Origin of the sequence: Nostoc sp., assembly GCF_036919895.1 — a bacterium.
GTDB lineage: Bacteria > Cyanobacteriota > Cyanobacteriia > Cyanobacteriales > Nostocaceae > Nostoc.
Genome location: NZ_JBALBW010000041.1, coordinates 1 through 15,863 on the forward strand (window position 1 = coordinate 1; position 15,863 = coordinate 15,863).

Genomic DNA, 15,863 nt, shown 5'->3' on the forward strand with positions numbered 1-15,863 from the left:
CAATTCCCAATTCCCAATTCCCAATTCCCAATTCCCAATTCCCAATTCCCAATTCCCAATTCCCAATTCCCAATTCCCAATTCCCAATTCCCAATTCCCAATGCCCAATTTCCAATTCCCTAAATCTTATGACCCAGAAAATTTTGATTGTTGACGATGAACCCAATATCTTGATTTTGATGGAACAAGCCTTAGAAGCATTAGAAGACGAGGGTGTTGAACTTCTAACTGCTAGAAATGGTGAAGAGGCTCTTGAAACTATTAAAACTGAAAAACCAAATCTAGTTTTTCTCGATGTGATGATGCCTAAAATGAACGGTTTGCAAGTCTGCCACATTGTTAAACATGACTTAGAAATGACTGACATCTACATTGTTATATTGACAGCTAAGGGGCAGGAATTTGACAAACAAAAAGGGATTGAGGTTGGTGCAGATTTATATCTGACTAAACCATTTCGCCCCAAAGAAGTGCTTGAAAAATCAAGGCAGGTATTGGGCTTTTGAATAAAATAATGAATAATATTATAGCGGTTCTCAGTTGAGTGAGGTACAAGAACCCCACCCCCAACCCCCTCCCCGCAAGCGATGAGGGGGCTATGATGTACTTTGTATGATTAGGAAACGCTATAAAGCTTACACATTAACAAGAAATACCAAGTATAGATGATTTGAAAACCGCCTTCTTCAGACGAAGAATCGTTGACAGATGCTCAAACACACAGGGGCGGCACGAACAATATAATTTCTAACTCAGCCACTACCTTATGGCTGAGTTAGAAGCACTTTCAATTGCCAATATTTACACAGAATAGCCCTTACGTGTAAATACTGCCTAAATATGCTGCAACTTGAAGTAACAAATAGTTTAGAACTTATAAATAAAAATACTGTAATTGTTCGGGGTTTTTCCAGTTAAACATATCTAATATTCAACACTCATCTGTGTAAAGTTATACAAGCTTTATCGGCTATTGCATAACATAGATTTACACGCAATCAATGCAAGAATATGAAAAAATTTCTGGGTGTTTTAATGGTTTCTAGTCTAGTAGGACTAGGAGCATTCTCTACCGTTAACAAAGCTCAAGCCGCATCCCTGACAATCGATCCTACAGACACCTTTTTGAGAACCTACGCTGACACAACTTATTACCAAGGTGTGAATACTGTTGCTGGTAACACTAAAGCCATATCCCTAGCAGATTTGGGTTTGAAAGGTGGCGACTCCATCAGCCTGAATATTTCTGGTAAATTTAACACGAGTGTTTGGAGTCCAGGTCAAAGGAGCGACATGATAGGGGTATTCAGTACCTCAGATCAGCTTCTTGATACATCTTCTAAACAACGTGTGGTTGATGCTGTAGCCCTCAATCAGCAAGATGCCAATCAATATGACTACACTCAGAACACATGGACTTCTAACACTTTGTTTGATTCTACCGCCTCCCCAAGCTCTACCTTTGACCCTGGCAAAAATGCTTATATGTGCAGTGATGCAACCCTGAGTAACCCTAACAGAATCTGTGGTCAACAAACATTATTTGATGGTGTTTTTGGTATCTTTGGTGAGACAACATTTACAATTCCCACCACAGCGACTTTTTTGTTCCTAGCTGTGAACGATATTTTCTATAGTGACAATACTGGAAGTATATTGATAGACATTCACAAAACAGGAACTGTGGATAATCAGCTTTCAGTCCCAGAACCTAATACTGTTCTTGGTGTGCTGGCAACGATCGCACTAGCATTGAAAATGAAACGCAAGCAACAAACTGCTAAATAATCCTCTTCTATCACTCTCCAAAAACTTTTGCCATAGTGAAAAACCATATATGTCGTAGGGGCAATACTCAACGGTAAGCCACTTTGCGTCTACATAAATTGCCCCTACAGCGCAGGTCTATTTACCATCCAAGAATGATTAATAAAAACCTGAAATGACATAATTATCTTGATTCACAACATAATTATTTTGTGTAGTGCCTAAATCATAGCTTTTCACCTGTATCGCACTACTGGGAACAATCGGCACAAATTTGGTTACATTTCATTAATAAATCAACGGTTAACAGTACTCATGTCAGGGTAGCGATCGCCAGATGCTACACCTTTTGGTGCAACTGCTTCTAGTCGATTCAACTCTTGTTCAGTCAGGGTAATTTCGGTAGCTGCAATATTCTCTTCTAAGTAAGTACGGCGTTTTGTCCCCGGAATTGGGACAATATCTTCTCCTTGAGCCAATAGCCATGCTAGTGCAAGCTGACTAGCAGTTACTCCTTTTTCGGTGGCGATCGCCTTCACTTGCTCAACTAATTGTAGGTTTTTATAAAAATTCTCACCTTGAAAGCGAGGCGCATTTCTGCGATAGTCATCAGGTGCTAGATCGTCAGGGCTAGCGATCGCACCTGATAAAAAACCTCTTCCTAATGGGCTATAGGGAACAAACCCAATTCCTAATTCTCGCACTGTAGGTAAAATTTCATCCTCTGGCTCTCGACTCCAAAGCGAGTATTCTGTTTGCAATGCCGCAATCGGATGAACTGCCACAGCCCGCCGAATCGTCGCCGGAGCAGCCTCTGAAAGTCCCAAATAACGGACTTTTCCCAGCTTTACTAACTCTGCCATTGCTCCGACAGTATCCTCAATGGGCACGGTTGTATCTACCCGATGTTGATAATAGAGGTCAATTACTTCCACTCCTAGACGTTTGAGTGAGGCATCACAAGCTTCATGGACATATTCCGGTTTGCCACTAATCCCTTTCCAACCACCATCTTCAGTGCGAACATTACCAAATTTGGTTGCTAATACTACTTTATCGCGGCGATCCTTAATTGCTTTGCCTACTAATTGCTCGTTAGTAAAAGGCCCGTACATATCAGCAGTATCAAGAAAATTAACTCCAAGTTCCAAGGCTCGATGAATTGTAGCGATCGCTTCAATTTCATCACGACCACTATAAAACTCGGACATTCCCATGCAACCAAGTCCGATGGCTGAAACTTCTAACCCAAGTTTCCCTAGCTTTCTGGTTTTCATCACATAATCTCCTAGTGAGTCAGAGAAAATCTACTCCTTCAGCATTATCCCTTTCCCTATCACTCAGTCATCTACACTTAGAAGTATTTATTGGAAAAATAGACATCATCATAAACTTGAAATAATACGAACCCCTTTTTCACACATAGTTTCTTTTAGATGCTGATAGATAGCATCATCATGAACTAGCAAACCCTGTTTAGTTTTCGTATTTACAATTAAATATCTTGGTTCTTTTTCTGAAGGTGAAGTATTGAATTTTAAGAGTGCCCAATCAGAGTCCAAGCCATTCTTCCATAGATATTAAAATTCTTCTAAGTTGGTGTTCATGTCAATACTTTTTTTAAACTAAATCTTAACTTAGCAAAGAAAATTGTAGAGTGTGTTATGACGGAGTTCGTAACGCACTATTATCAAGGGTTTGATGCCGTACTCTCCGCGATCACATCCTACGTATATTTTCAGAAATTAAACCGGATTCCTATAGAAACCTAGAAGATATTTAACGTAGTTTTAAGGTTTGAGGCAATCTTTTTGGTTCTAAAACCCAAAAAACTGGTCTAATCTGAAAAACCTACCCATAAGAGCCTCGCCTGTTTATTCAGAAGCGAATTCTGGGAAACCTTAATTTGTGAGAGCGAGAGGCTTTTGCCAGAAGGAACTAGAATTAGGAAACACCTAGCTGGGTTCTTCTGAATTTTGAAATTAGGAGTGCATGTGTGCCAAAATCCCCTAAATATTTGCTGATTGGCTCAACCGAGACTTATAGCGGTAAATCTGCAACTGTTCTGGGTTTGTCTCATCAGCTACAGCAAAAAGGACTGGATATTACCTACGGTAAACCGCTTGGTACGTGTCTAAATTCGTCTAGTGGAACCGTAATTGAGGAAGATGTCCAATTCATCGCTCTTAGCCTCAATTTGCCGGAAAACCGTGTCGCACCTACAATGCTGGCTTTGGATGAACTCAATGTGCAGAAGCGCTTACGAGGAGAAGACAAAACCGATTATCAGCAGTCTCTAGTACAGCAATATTTGCATAAGTCCCAAGGAGATTTGGTCTTACTGGAGGGGCCTGGTGACTTTTCTGAAGGCAATTTGTTTAACTTGTCTTTGCTGCAAATGGCTGAAGTACTGGATGCTGGCGTGCTGTTGGTAAGCCGCTATAAATCGTTGGTTTCAGTCGAGGCGCTATTGGCTGCTAAAGGGCGTGTAGGCGATCGCTTGATGGGAGTTGTAATCAATGATATCCCTGTCACCCAACTAGAAGCAGTTAACACTCTCTTACGTCCATTTTTGGAACAGCAAGGGATTCCCGTGCTAGCAATGCTGCCAAATAGCGATTTGCTTCGTAGTATCAGTGTTGGTGAACTGGTGAAGCAGTTAAAGGCTGACGTTCTCTGTCGCAACGATCGCATGGATTTGTTGGTAGAAAGTCTGGCAATTGGAGCGATGAATGTCAACTCTGCTGTCAAGTATTTCCGCAAACGCCGAAATATGGCAGTTGTAACCGGAGGCGATCGCGTCGAAATTCAGCAAGCGGCTTTGGAAACTTCTACCCAATGTTTAATTCTCACTGGGCAACTACCACCGCCACCGTTCATTCTCAGTCGTGCTGAAGAACTAGAAATCCCCATTTTATCTGTTGACTTAGATACCCTCACCACTGTAGAAATTATTAACCGCACTTTCGGACAAGTCCGCCTCCACGAACCGATTAAGGTTCATTGCATTCGGCAGTTAATGTCTGAGCATTTTGACATTGAACGCCTGTTATCTCAACTGGGTTTAACTCCAGCAGCAGCATTGTCTTAGATTCATCAAGCTAAACAATTAAGAGCATTTATGCTCAATTATCAGGTAGGAGCCTGTACTACTGGCGAAGATAAAGATCGGCACGCTGTCACCTTAGAGGCGATCGCGTGCTGTCTCCCTCCGCACCATAATCGAGTTATTCAACCAAACAGTCGAAAAATTGTAGCAATCTCTAACTCAAGTTTTCCTCGCACCTACACGCTGTTTGGTAAAATATCTGGGTCGTTTAATCGGATTATGTCTATCTTTGAGCCAATCAACAGACCTTATTAAACTCGATACATTAGCGCAAGAACTGGCGACAATCCAACAAACGGGTTCCAAAAAAATCGCCTTGCTGGGTTCTCGTCACGTTCCGATTACGCATCAGAATCTGATTGAAATGATGACTTATGCCCTAGTTTTATCGGGTAATCGCATCATTACATCTGGTGCTACAGGTACAAATTCAGCCGCCATTAAGGGAGCAACGCGGGCTGATGCAAATTTGTTAACGGTGATTCTACCCCAAAGCCTGGAACGCCAGCCTTCGGAATCGCGCCAGCAGCTAGAACAGGTAATGCATTTAGTGGAAAATCCCAGTAATGATAATCTGTCTCTTGCTGAAGCTAGTTACCTGTGCAACAAGGAAATTGTCTCCCGTTGCCAGCAACTGATCTGTTTTGCATTTCATGACAGCCGCACATTGTTGCAAACTTGTCAAGATGCAGAAGAACAAAGAAAAGTGGTAACGCTTTTCTACTTTGATTAGTCATTTGTCATTTGTCTTTTGTCATTTGTATTTGACTAATGACTAATGACTGATGACTAATGACTAGTAACCAACAACAATAAGTAATGATAATTTTTTTGTATTCGATCGCTGCTGCTGTCGTTCTGATTTACCTGCCATTTTTGGTAGTAGCTTATGCCCGTGTGGGTATTGGCAAGGAAATGCTTGCTACTCCTCGCGCAATGGTTGATAAATTGCCGCCTTATGCCCAACGAGCGACTTGGGCACATCAGAACACCTTTGAAGCCTTTATGGTATTTGCCGCAGCAGCATTGATGGCTTATGTAACTGGTGTAAATTCTTCTACAGGACAACTAGCTGCGATCGCCTTTGTGGTGGCTCGTTTGCTATACTCAGTTTTTTATATTTTGAATATACCCCTTTTGCGATCGCTCATGTTTGCTACTGGCATAGTTAGCTCTATCACTCTTATCTTCTTGAGCATCATCCAAGCTACTAGTTAATTGGGGAATGGGGACTAGGAAAAATTTTCCAAAATCCAAAATCCAAAACCAAAAATCTAAAATCCAAATTCTAAAATGTTTTATGGCTTCTACATTTTCCTTTGACATTGTGAGCGACTTTGACCGACAAGAGTTAGTTAACGCTGTCGATCAAGTTATCCGAGACATCAAAGGTCGTTACGACCTCAAAGACACTGAAACTACTGTCGAGTTGGTCGAAGAAAGCATTAACGTTAGTACTGACAGCGAATTTACCTTAGATTCTGTACACACCGTCCTGCGAGAAAAAGCCGCCAAGCGTAACCTTTCCCAGAAAATCTTTGATTTTGGCAAAGTTGAATCAGCTAGCGGTAATCGCGTGCGTCAAGAAATCAAACTCAAAAAAGGCATCAGTCAAGAAATCGCCAAACAAATTTCTAAATTGATTCGGGACGAATTCAAAAAAGTACAAGCCTCAATCCAAGGTGATGCTGTGCGGGTTTCTGCCAAATCTAAAGATGACTTACAAGAAGTTATGCAGCGACTAAAACAAGAAGACTACCCGGTAGCTTTGCAATTTACAAATTATCGCTAAAAAATTCGTAATTCGTAATTGAATTCTTAATTACGAATTACGAATTATGAATTACGAATTATTCTAAGCCCCTCCGCCAATACTTTTTTGAAATGCCGGACGCTCAGATAACTGCTTGATATAGTTCAACACTGCTGGGTAAGGGCTGAGGTCTAGCTTCAGCAAGATGGGAATATAACTCAGAATAGAACCCACTCCCACATCAGCAACAGTGAACTCATTACCCAGCAAAAAAGGCTGCTTACTGAAAATTTCATTTAACGCATTCAACAAGCGGGGCATTTCTCGCTCCCGATTTGCTTCTACAAAAATCCCTGTAGCTAGGGTAGAATTGCCAAACAACACCCACTGGGAAAATACAGCACGTTCCTCTAATGAAAGTGGACTTTTACTGTACTTCTCGGCAAGATACAGCAAAATTGCTCCAGATTCCCAAAGCTGAAAATCCCCATCAACAATTGCTGGAACTTTACCAACTGGGTTTATTGCTAAATATTCAGGCTTGAGGTGTTCACCCGCCTGCATATCGAGGTTGACGAATTCGTAAGGAACTTGGATTTCCTCTAAATACCATTGAACAATTGAGGCTCGACTCCGAGCGCCGCCGTAAAGTTTGAGCATAATTTCTTAAAGAACTTTGTGAGTGTGAGAATGCTGTTTAACGTTATCTTCTTTCGTTACAACTCTAGCGGCATTTAGCACCCGTTTGCGCTCAATGGAATACTTAAATTCAGTGTAGTTTGTACCTAATGGAATCAGGGATTTTGCAGATTCACGACGCTTATAGGTACGAGCGGCTGCAAATGCCCTCGGCATAAATTCTTCTCCAAACTGAGCCGACTCTGGGAAGCCATCTGGCAGGAATTGTGAATCGCCATCCAAGACAGATCCCAAAGTTGTTGCATGGGCAAGCTTATAGGAGGTAGGAATGCCCTTTAACAGCGCTTCCAAAGCCGCAGAAGGAATCGGTTCTATGACTTCGATTTGATAAACTTCTCCATCTTCTTTGACGAAGCAGGTTGCCAAGCCGATAACAATGTAGTCATCGGTTGCTAAATCAGGCGCATTGGGATAGGAAATTGCGGTTGTCATCAGAAAATTTCTCAAAACTTAAAAATTAAATCTAGATGCTGGGGGATTGGGGATTGCTGATTGGGGTTAAACTAATTTTTTCCAGTACCTAGTCCCCAGTCCCCAGTCCCTTCTTTAACGAACGGCTTGTTGGCATTCTACCAATTTGTCGCTCTCACTACCTGACTAGTCTTTGAGATTCACATCTGCTATTTCTGGAATTCACCTTTGGGATCGAGTATCCATGATTAGGTTTGAGGAGCAATTGTTTATTTAGGGCGTAGATTTTTCTTGTGCGGCTAGGTTAAGTTCTCCCTTTAGATGGCTTTCATGTAACCCTAAATACCTTAAGAATAAAAACAGTGGTAAAACCACTAGCGAGAGAAAACTAGAATTTTATTTCACAAAGCAGGGATTTCAGGCAGGGAAAGATGAATATTCACTCATTTTTAGCTGACGATGACAAGCATTGCAAGCAATATAAATATGTTTTAAATCACACAAATAAAGTCCCAGAGGAGAGCAAAAACGATCGCAGCACATCTACTTTAGAGAATAACTACTTACGCTCTTTTGCTTTGAAGACGGCTCAACAAGGAGATTATACTGAGGCGATCGCACTTTTGACCCAACTAATTTACCGCCATCCGCACAATGCCGTTGATTACAACAACCGGGGGCTGATTTATTTCCAAAGTGGTGAAAAACCAAAAGCGCTTTACGATTATAACACCGCCCTCAAGCTCAATCCCTATTTGGTTAGTGCCTATAATAATCGGGCAAATTATTACGCGGCTTGTGGAGAATTAGTAGCAGCACTTACCGACTACGATCGAGCAATTGATTTGAATCCTTGTCATGTCCGAGCGTGGATTAACAGAGGCATTACCTGGCGTGACTTAGGGCAATATGAAGAGGCAATTGAGGATTTTGAGGTAGCACTACTTTTCGGTCAACTAGAAGGTCATATCTGGGCTGAACGTGGCAGAACTTACCATCTTTGGGGTGACTGGAATTGTGCGATCGCTGATTATCGTCGCGCCCTCACTCAATTGCCCGATCTTGAAACAACTAAGTCCCTTACTGTTTCTCGGTTGCGTTTACAAATCGAAAATTGGCTAAACGATTTGTTATCTCCTGAGCATCCTATTTGGTAGATTAGTGATTCTGGAAGATTCAGAATTCAAAATAATTGGTTAAATTTTGAATTGCATTTTACTAATAGATGATAACTACATAGCTATTCAAAAATTAGCTACTAACCATTATTTATTAGCAATAATATAAAATAACACCCGGTTTATACGTAGCCAGAAACACAAGAAACCTAAATAATCCTAAACTCCCTATTGTTCTTAGGGTGATGACTCTGTTTGTTCATCTTCTCGAGTATCCTTATTCATCAACACAACACGACGCTGGCTAGGATCAAATCGGTATCCTTGTTGTTGTCTAATACTTTTAGCTTGTTGCGGATCGAAGTTACGGCTAAATTCCGCCTGTAAACCATTGACATGTCCTTCCATCAGCTTGACTTCAGTACTAATTTCTCGCAACTTCTCTTGCTGTAACCAATGATAAGGCAAAAGTTGTGCTAGAGCAGATGCTGCAACGGCTGTAACGACAAGATTAACCGCTATCTTGGCTGTGCTTTCCAGTGCCATCACCTGGTAAGAACGTTGACGAAGATGCCGCTTTGGTCGAGGAGTAACCCGGCGTTTTTGTATAGGTTGTAACGGTGGTCTGGAGGGTTGAATCGCGTTCATGATGCTAAAAAATAACCTCGCTGAGTGAAGGGAAGCACTGTAAAAGCGCTCTGGCGCTAATTACTGCTTGATTTAGCTGTCATATTACTTCATTTTTTTAAAATAGCTACAAGTGTTGCACCATTTAAAAAATAACCTGGCTTACGTAAGTACTAGTTTGCTAGGTACTTATGGCATAAAGCCATCAGCATCTGGAAACTGCACCCCGTACTGCCAGGATTATTAGCTTTTTAACTGTGTCACATCGAAGCGTTATTTGTAAAGTTCTGTGGCTAATCGCCAAGCTAGAACTCCTGGGATCAGCGCCACAACTAGAGCGATGTAGACTTGAGTATCCGAGATGGAAGATATCTGAGCGATATACAGAGTATCTAAGATAGGCATGGCTGAAAACCTCCTAACCTGAATAGATTTTGAACAGTTCGTTTACTACTTTTCCTTGTTTTGCCAGGATTGGGGAATATCTTGTTACAAGATGCAACAAAAGCAGTTATTAGTCAGTAGTCTTTATTTATTCTCCATTAAAAAAATTTATAAAAATTATGAATTTGTATTTGGGTATCGACTTCGGCACATCTGGCGCACGTGGCGTAGTGATTGACGAGGAAGCCTCTTCTATTCAGGCTGAGGTGCGATATCCCTTTGAGGACTCACCAGCCGCCGTTACGCCGAAAATTTGGCAGGAGGCTTTGTTTGTACTGCTGGAACAAATACCTGAAGAGTTGCGGCGAAAAATTAAAGCGATCGCAATTAATGGGACTTCTTCTACAGTCTTGCTGGTGGATGCTGCTGGCAATCCAACAGATGCACCACTGCTGTATAATGATGCGCGGGGATCATTGGTGCTAGAGGATTTGAGGCGGATAGCACCACCTAATCATACCGTGTTAAGTGCCACCTCCAGCCTAGCCAAACTTGTCTGGATGAGACAATTACCCGCTTTTAGTGAAGCTAGATATTTCCTGCATCAAGCAGATTGGCTGGGGTTTCTCCTACATGGACAGTTGGGGATTAGCGATTACCATAATGCTTTAAAGCTGGGTTATGACGTGGAAGAGTTGAAATACCCAGAATGGCTAGAAAAGTTGCAAATACCGATTCAGCTACCCAAAGTTTTAACTCCTGGTACTCCCGTTGCCAAATTGCGTCCTGAAATTGCGGATAAGTTCGGTTTCCGGCGTGATTGCTTGGTGTGTGCTGGCACAACTGATAGTATTGCGGCTTTTATTGCCAGTGGCGCAAAATTACCTGGTGAAGCCGTGACTTCCCTTGGTTCAACATTGGTACTAAAGTTATTAAGTCGTACCCGTGTAGAAGATGCCAGATATGGAATTTACAGCCATCGTTTGGGGGATTTGTGGCTAACTGGTGGTGCTTCTAATACTGGGGGTGCAGTGCTGAAGCAATTTTTCACAAACGCTGAGTTAGCAAGCCTTAGCTGGGAAATTGACGCATCAAAAGCCAGCGAATTAGATTATTATCCGTTGTTGAAGGTAGGCGATCGCTTTCCGATTAACGATCCCAATTTACCCCCACGATTGGAACCACGCCCAGATTGCCCAGTAGAATTTCTGCATGGGTTATTAGAAAGCATTGCCCGCATAGAAGCGCGAGGGTATGAATTATTACAGCATAAGGGTGCAGACAAGTTGAGCCGTGTTTATACTGCTGGCGGTGGTGCAGCAAATGACGCTTGGACTGCAATCAGGGCGCGTCATTTGCAGGTTCCTGTAGTAGCGTCAGTGTATACAGAAGCCGCTTACGGGACGGCACTATTAGCGATGGAAGGGGTGAATAAAAGTAATTGTGTAACGATCTTTTCGTAGATATTCTGTAAATCAGTATCTATCCCAGTGACAACTGACATATATCGGACGATACTGGGATGATTAGATACCGGACTATAGGATTCCAGGTTCATCATCTGGGCAGCTATTCGGGGATGGGTGCTTCGCACTAAGCGAATGTCATCTATCCCCTTTACTAATTATCGGTATAAGTTTTAACTACAGAACTGACGGCAACTATCTCTTAAACTCTTATTTCTCCTTGTCCTCTGCGGTAGCCTGCGGCAACTAATCAGAATTTGCACCAGTCCCCGACAACACAATACGATTCAGTTAAGCCTTTCTTTCTTTCTCTCTGCGTCCTTCTCTGACGAGACGCTGCGCGAATGCGTCCTTTGCGTTGATGCCTCCAGCACGCTCCGCGAACGTTAAAAAAAATGACTTTGGTAAAAAGTTTTAGCCTTAACAGAACTGTATTGCTCTATAATCGCCTCAAAATTCATTCTGATTTACGATAGCCTAAAAAAAGCAAAAGTCAGTCAAACTTGCTTTATGAAAACCATTGTTATTTCTGGAAGTCTCAATCCGAGTTTGACTCAACATCATACAGTCGCTCAAATTTATACCTAACGTACCAAAACTTATAGAAATGAAAAATATTATCTCCATTGGTTGGGATAGTTGGTTAAAACAGCGCAAAGAATCTATTTTACTATTTGATTCAATTGCTGCTGCTAGTGAGATTGCCCTTATGCTTAACGGTCAATGGGATGGCTGCAATGGTGTGATAATTGCTAAATGTGATGAGGTAGCTGTTAACACTGCTGCTAAACTATTAGAAGCTACATGGTGTTACCAAGGCGCTTCAAAAGCTGTTTTAGACAGATTAACAACCGATCAAGTTTTACGCCGTTATGCAATGGGAGAAAGAAATTTTATTAATGCTAACTTGAAGTGTGCAGTCCTTGCATCAATGAAGCTGAGTGAAATTAACCTAAGTTATGCTTTGTTGAGTTGGGCAAACCTAAGTCAAGCCAATTTAAGTAAAGCTGATTTAACGGCGGCAGACTTAAGCCAAGCTAATTTAAATGGAGCCGATTTGAGTAAAGCGTACCTAATGAGGACAAACTTAACTAAGGCAAACCTACAAAAAGCTTCACTGAGGGGTGCTAATCTAAGTAGGGCTAACTTAACTGAAGTTAACCTCACTGATGCAGATTTAACAGGAGCTAATTTATCATTAGCAGACCTTAGAGGGGCAAAATTTCACTTTTGCAATTTAAGTGGGGTTAACCTAACAGATGCAAAGTTAATTGAAAGTGACTTGGATTTTGCTCTCCAATGACTTTGGCTGGAAGCTATTGCACAACTAAATATTAGTTCGATCGCTGTTGAGCCAGAGATGGCATAATGAATAATATTCAAGTTCGGATAATTGGAAAATAACCCTGCTTATTATCTTCCAACGAGCGATCGCAAAACTCAAAGGATAAAAACTCTAGATGAAGCGATCGCTAAAAATCACCTTGCTAGTTATCCCCTTTGAATTTGGCTTTAAGCTAGCGCTCCCTACTAGGTAACTTCTATTTTTCCTAATTTAGGTTAAGACTGTATGCACCTCAATGATGTTGTGATTGACCGTGCCAGCCTCCGCGATATTACTGGAATTATCAAATTGGCCCAAGCCAATGACTCAGAACATGGTGGTATGTTGTTAGGTCATCTTGAACCAGAAGCAGTAATAATGACTATATCTCAAATGCCGAGTGTTGTTGCCCGCAAAGATGGTCAAGTTGTCGGATTTTTACTCAGTTGGTTAAAGACAACTGCTAATTTACCAATAATAAAGGTAGTGTTACAAGCCTACGCTGGTACAAAAGATGCTTACTTGTATGGCCCCATCTGTGTTGATGAAACCATGCGTGGGCAAGGTATTGCTGCGGTAATGTTCGCTAAGTTGAAAGATTTTCTACCAGAGCGAGAAGGAATACTGTTTATTAAAGCAAACAACGAAGCATCATTGCACGCACATCAAAAGATGGATATGTGCAAGATGGCAGAGTTCACTTATGAAGGCACTGGGTTTGTGGTATTTGCATATAATAGCTAACTAGTCCAAATTTTAGCTAAATTCCATTTGCCAAGGCTAGAAATATTTTTACACAAGTAAAATACTCCCTTTATATTTATCCTTGAGATGAACCTAATCCTTTCAATTTCCGAAACTCTTGGACAACATCTTTAATATCGCGTAATTCACCTTCAACTAAATAGTTCATTTGCCGCATTTCGTCTGCCGATATCTTCCCCGCAAGGGAAGCGATCGCAGTTCTTAATTGGGGATATTTTTTTAATATTTCTTGTCTAACAATAGGTACTGTTTCATAAGGTGGAAAATAGTGTTTATCATCTTTTAAGACAACTAAACCCAAGCGAGAAATCTGCCCATCAGTAGAATTACCCGCCACCATATCCACTTGTTTTTGAATCAAAGCACGATATATTAAACCCAAATCCATAATTTGGGGAGGTTTGGCAAAACGTAAATCATAAGTTTTTGCTAATCCCGGAAAACCATCTTCTCGTTCTAAAAACTCGTAACCAAAACCACCGCGCCACTGCGGTGTATATTGAGTAGCTTCCGAGAGAGTTTGAATATTGTAGCGTTTAGCATCATCACCCCGGACAATCATTGCAAAAGTGTTTTCAAAACCTAAGCTTGGCATTACTTCTAGATTAAATTTCTGGGCATAAGCTTGTTTTAACTTCTCATATACTTCTTTCGGATCGTTAACTGCCTTCTGCTTTAAAATAGCTGTAAAAGCTGTGCCTGAATACTCAATGTAAGCATCGATTTTGCCAGCAGTAATCGCACTATGACAAACAAAAGAACCACCCAACCGAGGGCGGCGAGATACCTTTAAATTAGTTGTTGCCTCGATTTGCTGTGCTAAAAGTTCACCTAAAATATCTTGTTCAGTAAAATCCTTAGAAGCAACAATAATATTGCCATCGCTGCTACTATTTGTATTTGGTGTGCAGCTAGCGATCGCTAATAATAAGACACAAGTTAAAAAGCACAATGTAAAAAATCTTTTCATTAACTTTTAATTTTTAATTTATTCTCCAACGAACCAATTACAAAATCAGCTAGTAATGCAATTACCGCCGCTGGAACTGCACCAGCTAAAATTAACTGGTCGTTCACTACTGATATGCCGCGAAAAATAAATACTCCCAAACCACCAGCACCAATTGCGGCTGCAATCGTTGCAATCCCAATAGCAATTACCGTTGCTACTCGCACACCTGCTAAAATTATTCCCATTGCTAAGGGAATCTCAACTTGTAATAACAATTGTCTATCTGTCATTCCCATCCCTCTCCCAGCTTCTCTAATTGCTGGATCTACACTAGTAATACCTGTGTAAGTGTTACGAATTATCGGCAGCAAGGAATATACAGTCAGAGCAACAATTGCTGGAACTGCACCAATTCCGCCAATTATAGGAACAGGAATGAGTAAACCAAACAGTGCCAAACTAGGAATAGTTTGGAAAATATTCGCTATGCCGAGAATTGGTTGGCGAAGGTAAGTTTTGCGTGTAATTAAAATACCTAAAGGAATGCCTACAAGGATGGCAATTCCAATTGCAATGCCTACTAAAAATAGATGTTCGAGAGTATGCTGAAGAATTTCTGGGGCATACTTAACCAGGAAGAAATTTTTCATAAAGTATCTTGCAGGGAACGCAGACATTGCAGAAAGGCAAGGCTTTCTGGATGTTGCGATCGCATAAATTCATCTGTCGTCCCCAATACTACCAATTCTCCGCCATACATTAAACCAATTCTTGATGCTAAAACTAAGGCTTCTTGAATATCGTGAGTGACGAAAACAACTGTTTTGCCTAATTCTTGCTGCAAATGTCGAAACTCTTGTTGCAGTTCTAGCCGCGTAATGGGATCGAGTGCGCCAAAGGGTTCATCCATCAACAATACTGGCGGATCTGCTGCTAAAGCCCTGGCTACCCCGACTCTTTGTCTTTGTCCACCTGAAAGTTCGTGCGGGTAACGTCCGGCGAATTGTGCTGGTTCTAAGCCTACCAATTTTAACAACTCATAAACCCGCGTTTTTATTTGTTTAGATTGCCAACCTTCTAAAGAAGGAACTAAACCCACATTGCGTTCTACAGTGAAATGGGGAAATAAACCAATTTCTTGAATAACATAACCAATTTTTCGCCGCAGTTTAATTTCGTCCCATTGAGTTGTGGGAATACCATCAAATAAAACTTCACCTTGTGTAGGTGTAAATAGGCGATTAATTAACTTCATTGTCGTGGTTTTGCCGCTACCACTGCGCCCAAGTAATACCAGTGCTTCTCCTTGATGGATGGTGAAATTAAGGTTTGACACCAATGGGCGATGATTGCGGCTAAAGGTGACATTGCGGAATTCGACAGCAGTTTGGTTATTTTGCGGCATTAGTGGCTTAGTATATGTAGTGGCATTATGGCGTTAGCCTAACGCACCCCAATAAATTATAAAAACGGTGCATTAGCCTTTGG

General features: G+C 41.3%; 19 protein-coding genes. 11 read left to right on the forward strand and 8 right to left on the reverse strand.

All coding sequences use genetic code 11. The features are described from left to right. Positions 1 to 128 precede the first annotated feature (128 nt). On the forward strand, positions 129 to 506 hold the full coding sequence (locus V7K55_RS07600; RefSeq protein WP_334829786.1) for a response regulator transcription factor: 378 nt from the start codon (positions 129 to 131) through the stop codon (positions 504 to 506). 505 nt (positions 507 to 1,011) lie between these two features. Beyond that, the gene (locus V7K55_RS07605) at positions 1,012 to 1,788 is read left to right on the forward strand and encodes a PEP-CTERM sorting domain-containing protein (RefSeq protein WP_334829788.1); all 777 of its coding nucleotides are present in this window, start codon (positions 1,012 to 1,014) and stop codon (positions 1,786 to 1,788) included. 275 nt (positions 1,789 to 2,063) lie between these two features. On the opposite strand, the gene V7K55_RS07610 is transcribed toward V7K55_RS07605, so the two are convergent. After that, a complete protein-coding gene (locus tag V7K55_RS07610; RefSeq protein WP_334829790.1) occupies positions 2,064 to 3,044 on the reverse strand; it encodes an aldo/keto reductase in 981 nt (326 codons plus the stop codon). A gap of 719 nt (positions 3,045 to 3,763) precedes the next feature. On the opposite strand from V7K55_RS07610, the gene V7K55_RS07615 reads away from it, so the two are divergent. The 5 genes from V7K55_RS07615 to V7K55_RS07635 all read left to right on the forward strand — a co-directional run bounded on the left by V7K55_RS07615 (position 3,764) and on the right by V7K55_RS07635 (position 6,668). Then, positions 3,764 to 4,858: a phosphotransacetylase family protein gene (locus V7K55_RS07615; RefSeq protein ID WP_334829792.1), complete on the forward strand. Its 1,095-nt coding sequence runs from the start codon at positions 3,764 to 3,766 to the stop codon at positions 4,856 to 4,858. A 30-nt stretch (positions 4,859 to 4,888) separates the two neighbouring features. Then, complete coding sequence (locus V7K55_RS07620; protein ID WP_334829794.1) at positions 4,889 to 5,131, forward strand: hypothetical protein; 243 nt, start codon at positions 4,889 to 4,891, stop codon at positions 5,129 to 5,131. After that, on the forward strand, positions 5,106 to 5,609 hold the full coding sequence (locus V7K55_RS07625) for a DNA recombination-mediator protein A (protein ID WP_334829796.1): 504 nt from the start codon (positions 5,106 to 5,108) through the stop codon (positions 5,607 to 5,609). Before V7K55_RS07620 ends, V7K55_RS07625 begins: the two co-directional genes overlap by 26 nt. An 86-nt stretch (positions 5,610 to 5,695) precedes the next feature. Further along, positions 5,696 to 6,094, forward strand: a complete 399-nt coding sequence (locus V7K55_RS07630) for an MAPEG family protein (RefSeq protein WP_334829798.1) — start codon at positions 5,696 to 5,698, stop codon at positions 6,092 to 6,094. Positions 6,095 to 6,176: 82 nt separating this feature from the next. Further along, entirely contained in the window at positions 6,177 to 6,668 is a 492-nt protein-coding gene (locus V7K55_RS07635) for a YajQ family cyclic di-GMP-binding protein (RefSeq protein WP_265273611.1), read from the forward strand. A gap of 63 nt (positions 6,669 to 6,731) precedes the next feature. Here the strand turns inward: V7K55_RS07635 and V7K55_RS07640 are convergent, their stop codons facing one another. Beyond that, positions 6,732 to 7,289, reverse strand: coding sequence for a glutathione S-transferase family protein (locus V7K55_RS07640; protein WP_334829801.1), 558 nt, complete (start codon positions 7,287 to 7,289; stop codon positions 6,732 to 6,734). Positions 7,290 to 7,295: 6 nt separating this feature from the next. Beyond that, on the reverse strand, positions 7,296 to 7,760 hold the full coding sequence (locus V7K55_RS07645; protein ID WP_334829803.1) for a hypothetical protein: 465 nt from the start codon (positions 7,758 to 7,760) through the stop codon (positions 7,296 to 7,298). Between the two features lie 410 nt (positions 7,761 to 8,170). Here V7K55_RS07645 and V7K55_RS07650 point away from each other — a divergent pair, with 410 nt between their 5' ends. Further along, positions 8,171 to 8,896, forward strand: a complete 726-nt coding sequence (locus V7K55_RS07650) for a tetratricopeptide repeat protein (protein ID WP_334829805.1) — start codon at positions 8,171 to 8,173, stop codon at positions 8,894 to 8,896. Positions 8,897 to 9,094: 198 nt separating this feature from the next. On the opposite strand, the gene V7K55_RS07655 is transcribed toward V7K55_RS07650, so the two are convergent. Beyond that, positions 9,095 to 9,505, reverse strand: a complete 411-nt coding sequence (locus tag V7K55_RS07655; RefSeq protein WP_334829807.1) for a hypothetical protein — start codon at positions 9,503 to 9,505, stop codon at positions 9,095 to 9,097. 252 nt (positions 9,506 to 9,757) lie between these two features. Beyond that, on the reverse strand, positions 9,758 to 9,847 hold the full coding sequence (psaM, locus tag V7K55_RS07660; RefSeq protein WP_040630342.1) for a photosystem I reaction center subunit XII: 90 nt from the start codon (positions 9,845 to 9,847) through the stop codon (positions 9,758 to 9,760). A gap of 200 nt (positions 9,848 to 10,047) precedes the next feature. On the opposite strand from psaM, the gene V7K55_RS07665 reads away from it, so the two are divergent. From V7K55_RS07665 to V7K55_RS07675, 3 genes are all read left to right on the forward strand, one after another. Continuing rightward, entirely contained in the window at positions 10,048 to 11,331 is a 1,284-nt protein-coding gene (locus V7K55_RS07665; protein WP_334829809.1) for an FGGY-family carbohydrate kinase, read from the forward strand. Between the two features lie 610 nt (positions 11,332 to 11,941). After that, positions 11,942 to 12,637 (forward strand): pentapeptide repeat-containing protein, encoded by a 696-nt coding sequence (locus V7K55_RS07670; protein WP_334829811.1) that lies wholly within the window; start codon positions 11,942 to 11,944, stop codon positions 12,635 to 12,637. Positions 12,638 to 12,904: 267 nt separating this feature from the next. Continuing rightward, positions 12,905 to 13,402 (forward strand): GNAT family N-acetyltransferase, encoded by a 498-nt coding sequence (locus V7K55_RS07675; protein ID WP_334829814.1) that lies wholly within the window; start codon positions 12,905 to 12,907, stop codon positions 13,400 to 13,402. 76 nt (positions 13,403 to 13,478) lie between these two features. Here the strand turns inward: V7K55_RS07675 and V7K55_RS07680 are convergent, their stop codons facing one another. From V7K55_RS07680 to V7K55_RS07690, 3 genes are read right to left on the reverse strand one after another with little or no spacing between them, the layout of a single operon-like run. Beyond that, the gene (locus tag V7K55_RS07680) at positions 13,479 to 14,393 is read right to left on the reverse strand and encodes a glycine betaine ABC transporter substrate-binding protein (protein ID WP_334829816.1); all 915 of its coding nucleotides are present in this window, start codon (positions 14,391 to 14,393) and stop codon (positions 13,479 to 13,481) included. Next, the gene (locus tag V7K55_RS07685) at positions 14,393 to 15,025 is read right to left on the reverse strand and encodes an ABC transporter permease (RefSeq protein WP_334829818.1); all 633 of its coding nucleotides are present in this window, start codon (positions 15,023 to 15,025) and stop codon (positions 14,393 to 14,395) included. Before V7K55_RS07685 ends, V7K55_RS07680 begins: the two co-directional genes overlap by 1 nt. Next, positions 15,022 to 15,780, reverse strand: a complete 759-nt coding sequence (locus V7K55_RS07690) for an ATP-binding cassette domain-containing protein (protein WP_334829820.1) — start codon at positions 15,778 to 15,780, stop codon at positions 15,022 to 15,024. Before V7K55_RS07690 ends, V7K55_RS07685 begins: the two co-directional genes overlap by 4 nt. Positions 15,781 to 15,863: the final 83 nt, after the last annotated feature.

Excerpts from the sequence above, each read along its gene's own strand:
- V7K55_RS07635 (WP_265273611.1), top strand. The coding sequence starts at position 6,177 with ATGGCTTCTACATTTTCCTTTGACATTGTGAGCGACTTTGACCGACAA.
- V7K55_RS07650 (WP_334829805.1), top strand. The coding sequence starts at position 8,171 with ATGAATATTCACTCATTTTTAGCTGACGATGACAAGCATTGCAAGCAA.
- V7K55_RS07665 (WP_334829809.1), top strand. The coding sequence starts at position 10,048 with ATGAATTTGTATTTGGGTATCGACTTCGGCACATCTGGCGCACGTGGC.
- V7K55_RS07680 (WP_334829816.1), bottom strand. The coding sequence starts at position 14,393 with ATGAAAAGATTTTTTACATTGTGCTTTTTAACTTGTGTCTTATTATTA.
- V7K55_RS07640 (WP_334829801.1), bottom strand. The coding sequence starts at position 7,289 with ATGCTCAAACTTTACGGCGGCGCTCGGAGTCGAGCCTCAATTGTTCAA.
- V7K55_RS07655 (WP_334829807.1), bottom strand. The coding sequence starts at position 9,505 with ATGAACGCGATTCAACCCTCCAGACCACCGTTACAACCTATACAAAAA.
- V7K55_RS07675 (WP_334829814.1), top strand. The coding sequence starts at position 12,905 with ATGCACCTCAATGATGTTGTGATTGACCGTGCCAGCCTCCGCGATATT.
- V7K55_RS07610 (WP_334829790.1), bottom strand. The coding sequence starts at position 3,044 with ATGAAAACCAGAAAGCTAGGGAAACTTGGGTTAGAAGTTTCAGCCATC.
- V7K55_RS07690 (WP_334829820.1), bottom strand. The coding sequence starts at position 15,780 with ATGCCGCAAAATAACCAAACTGCTGTCGAATTCCGCAATGTCACCTTT.
- V7K55_RS07645 (WP_334829803.1), bottom strand. The coding sequence starts at position 7,760 with ATGACAACCGCAATTTCCTATCCCAATGCGCCTGATTTAGCAACCGAT.
- V7K55_RS07685 (WP_334829818.1), bottom strand. The coding sequence starts at position 15,025 with ATGAAAAATTTCTTCCTGGTTAAGTATGCCCCAGAAATTCTTCAGCAT.
- V7K55_RS07600 (WP_334829786.1), top strand. The coding sequence starts at position 129 with ATGACCCAGAAAATTTTGATTGTTGACGATGAACCCAATATCTTGATT.
- V7K55_RS07620 (WP_334829794.1), top strand. The coding sequence starts at position 4,889 with ATGCTCAATTATCAGGTAGGAGCCTGTACTACTGGCGAAGATAAAGAT.
- V7K55_RS07670 (WP_334829811.1), top strand. The coding sequence starts at position 11,942 with ATGAAAAATATTATCTCCATTGGTTGGGATAGTTGGTTAAAACAGCGC.
- V7K55_RS07605 (WP_334829788.1), top strand. The coding sequence starts at position 1,012 with ATGAAAAAATTTCTGGGTGTTTTAATGGTTTCTAGTCTAGTAGGACTA.
- V7K55_RS07630 (WP_334829798.1), top strand. The coding sequence starts at position 5,696 with ATGATAATTTTTTTGTATTCGATCGCTGCTGCTGTCGTTCTGATTTAC.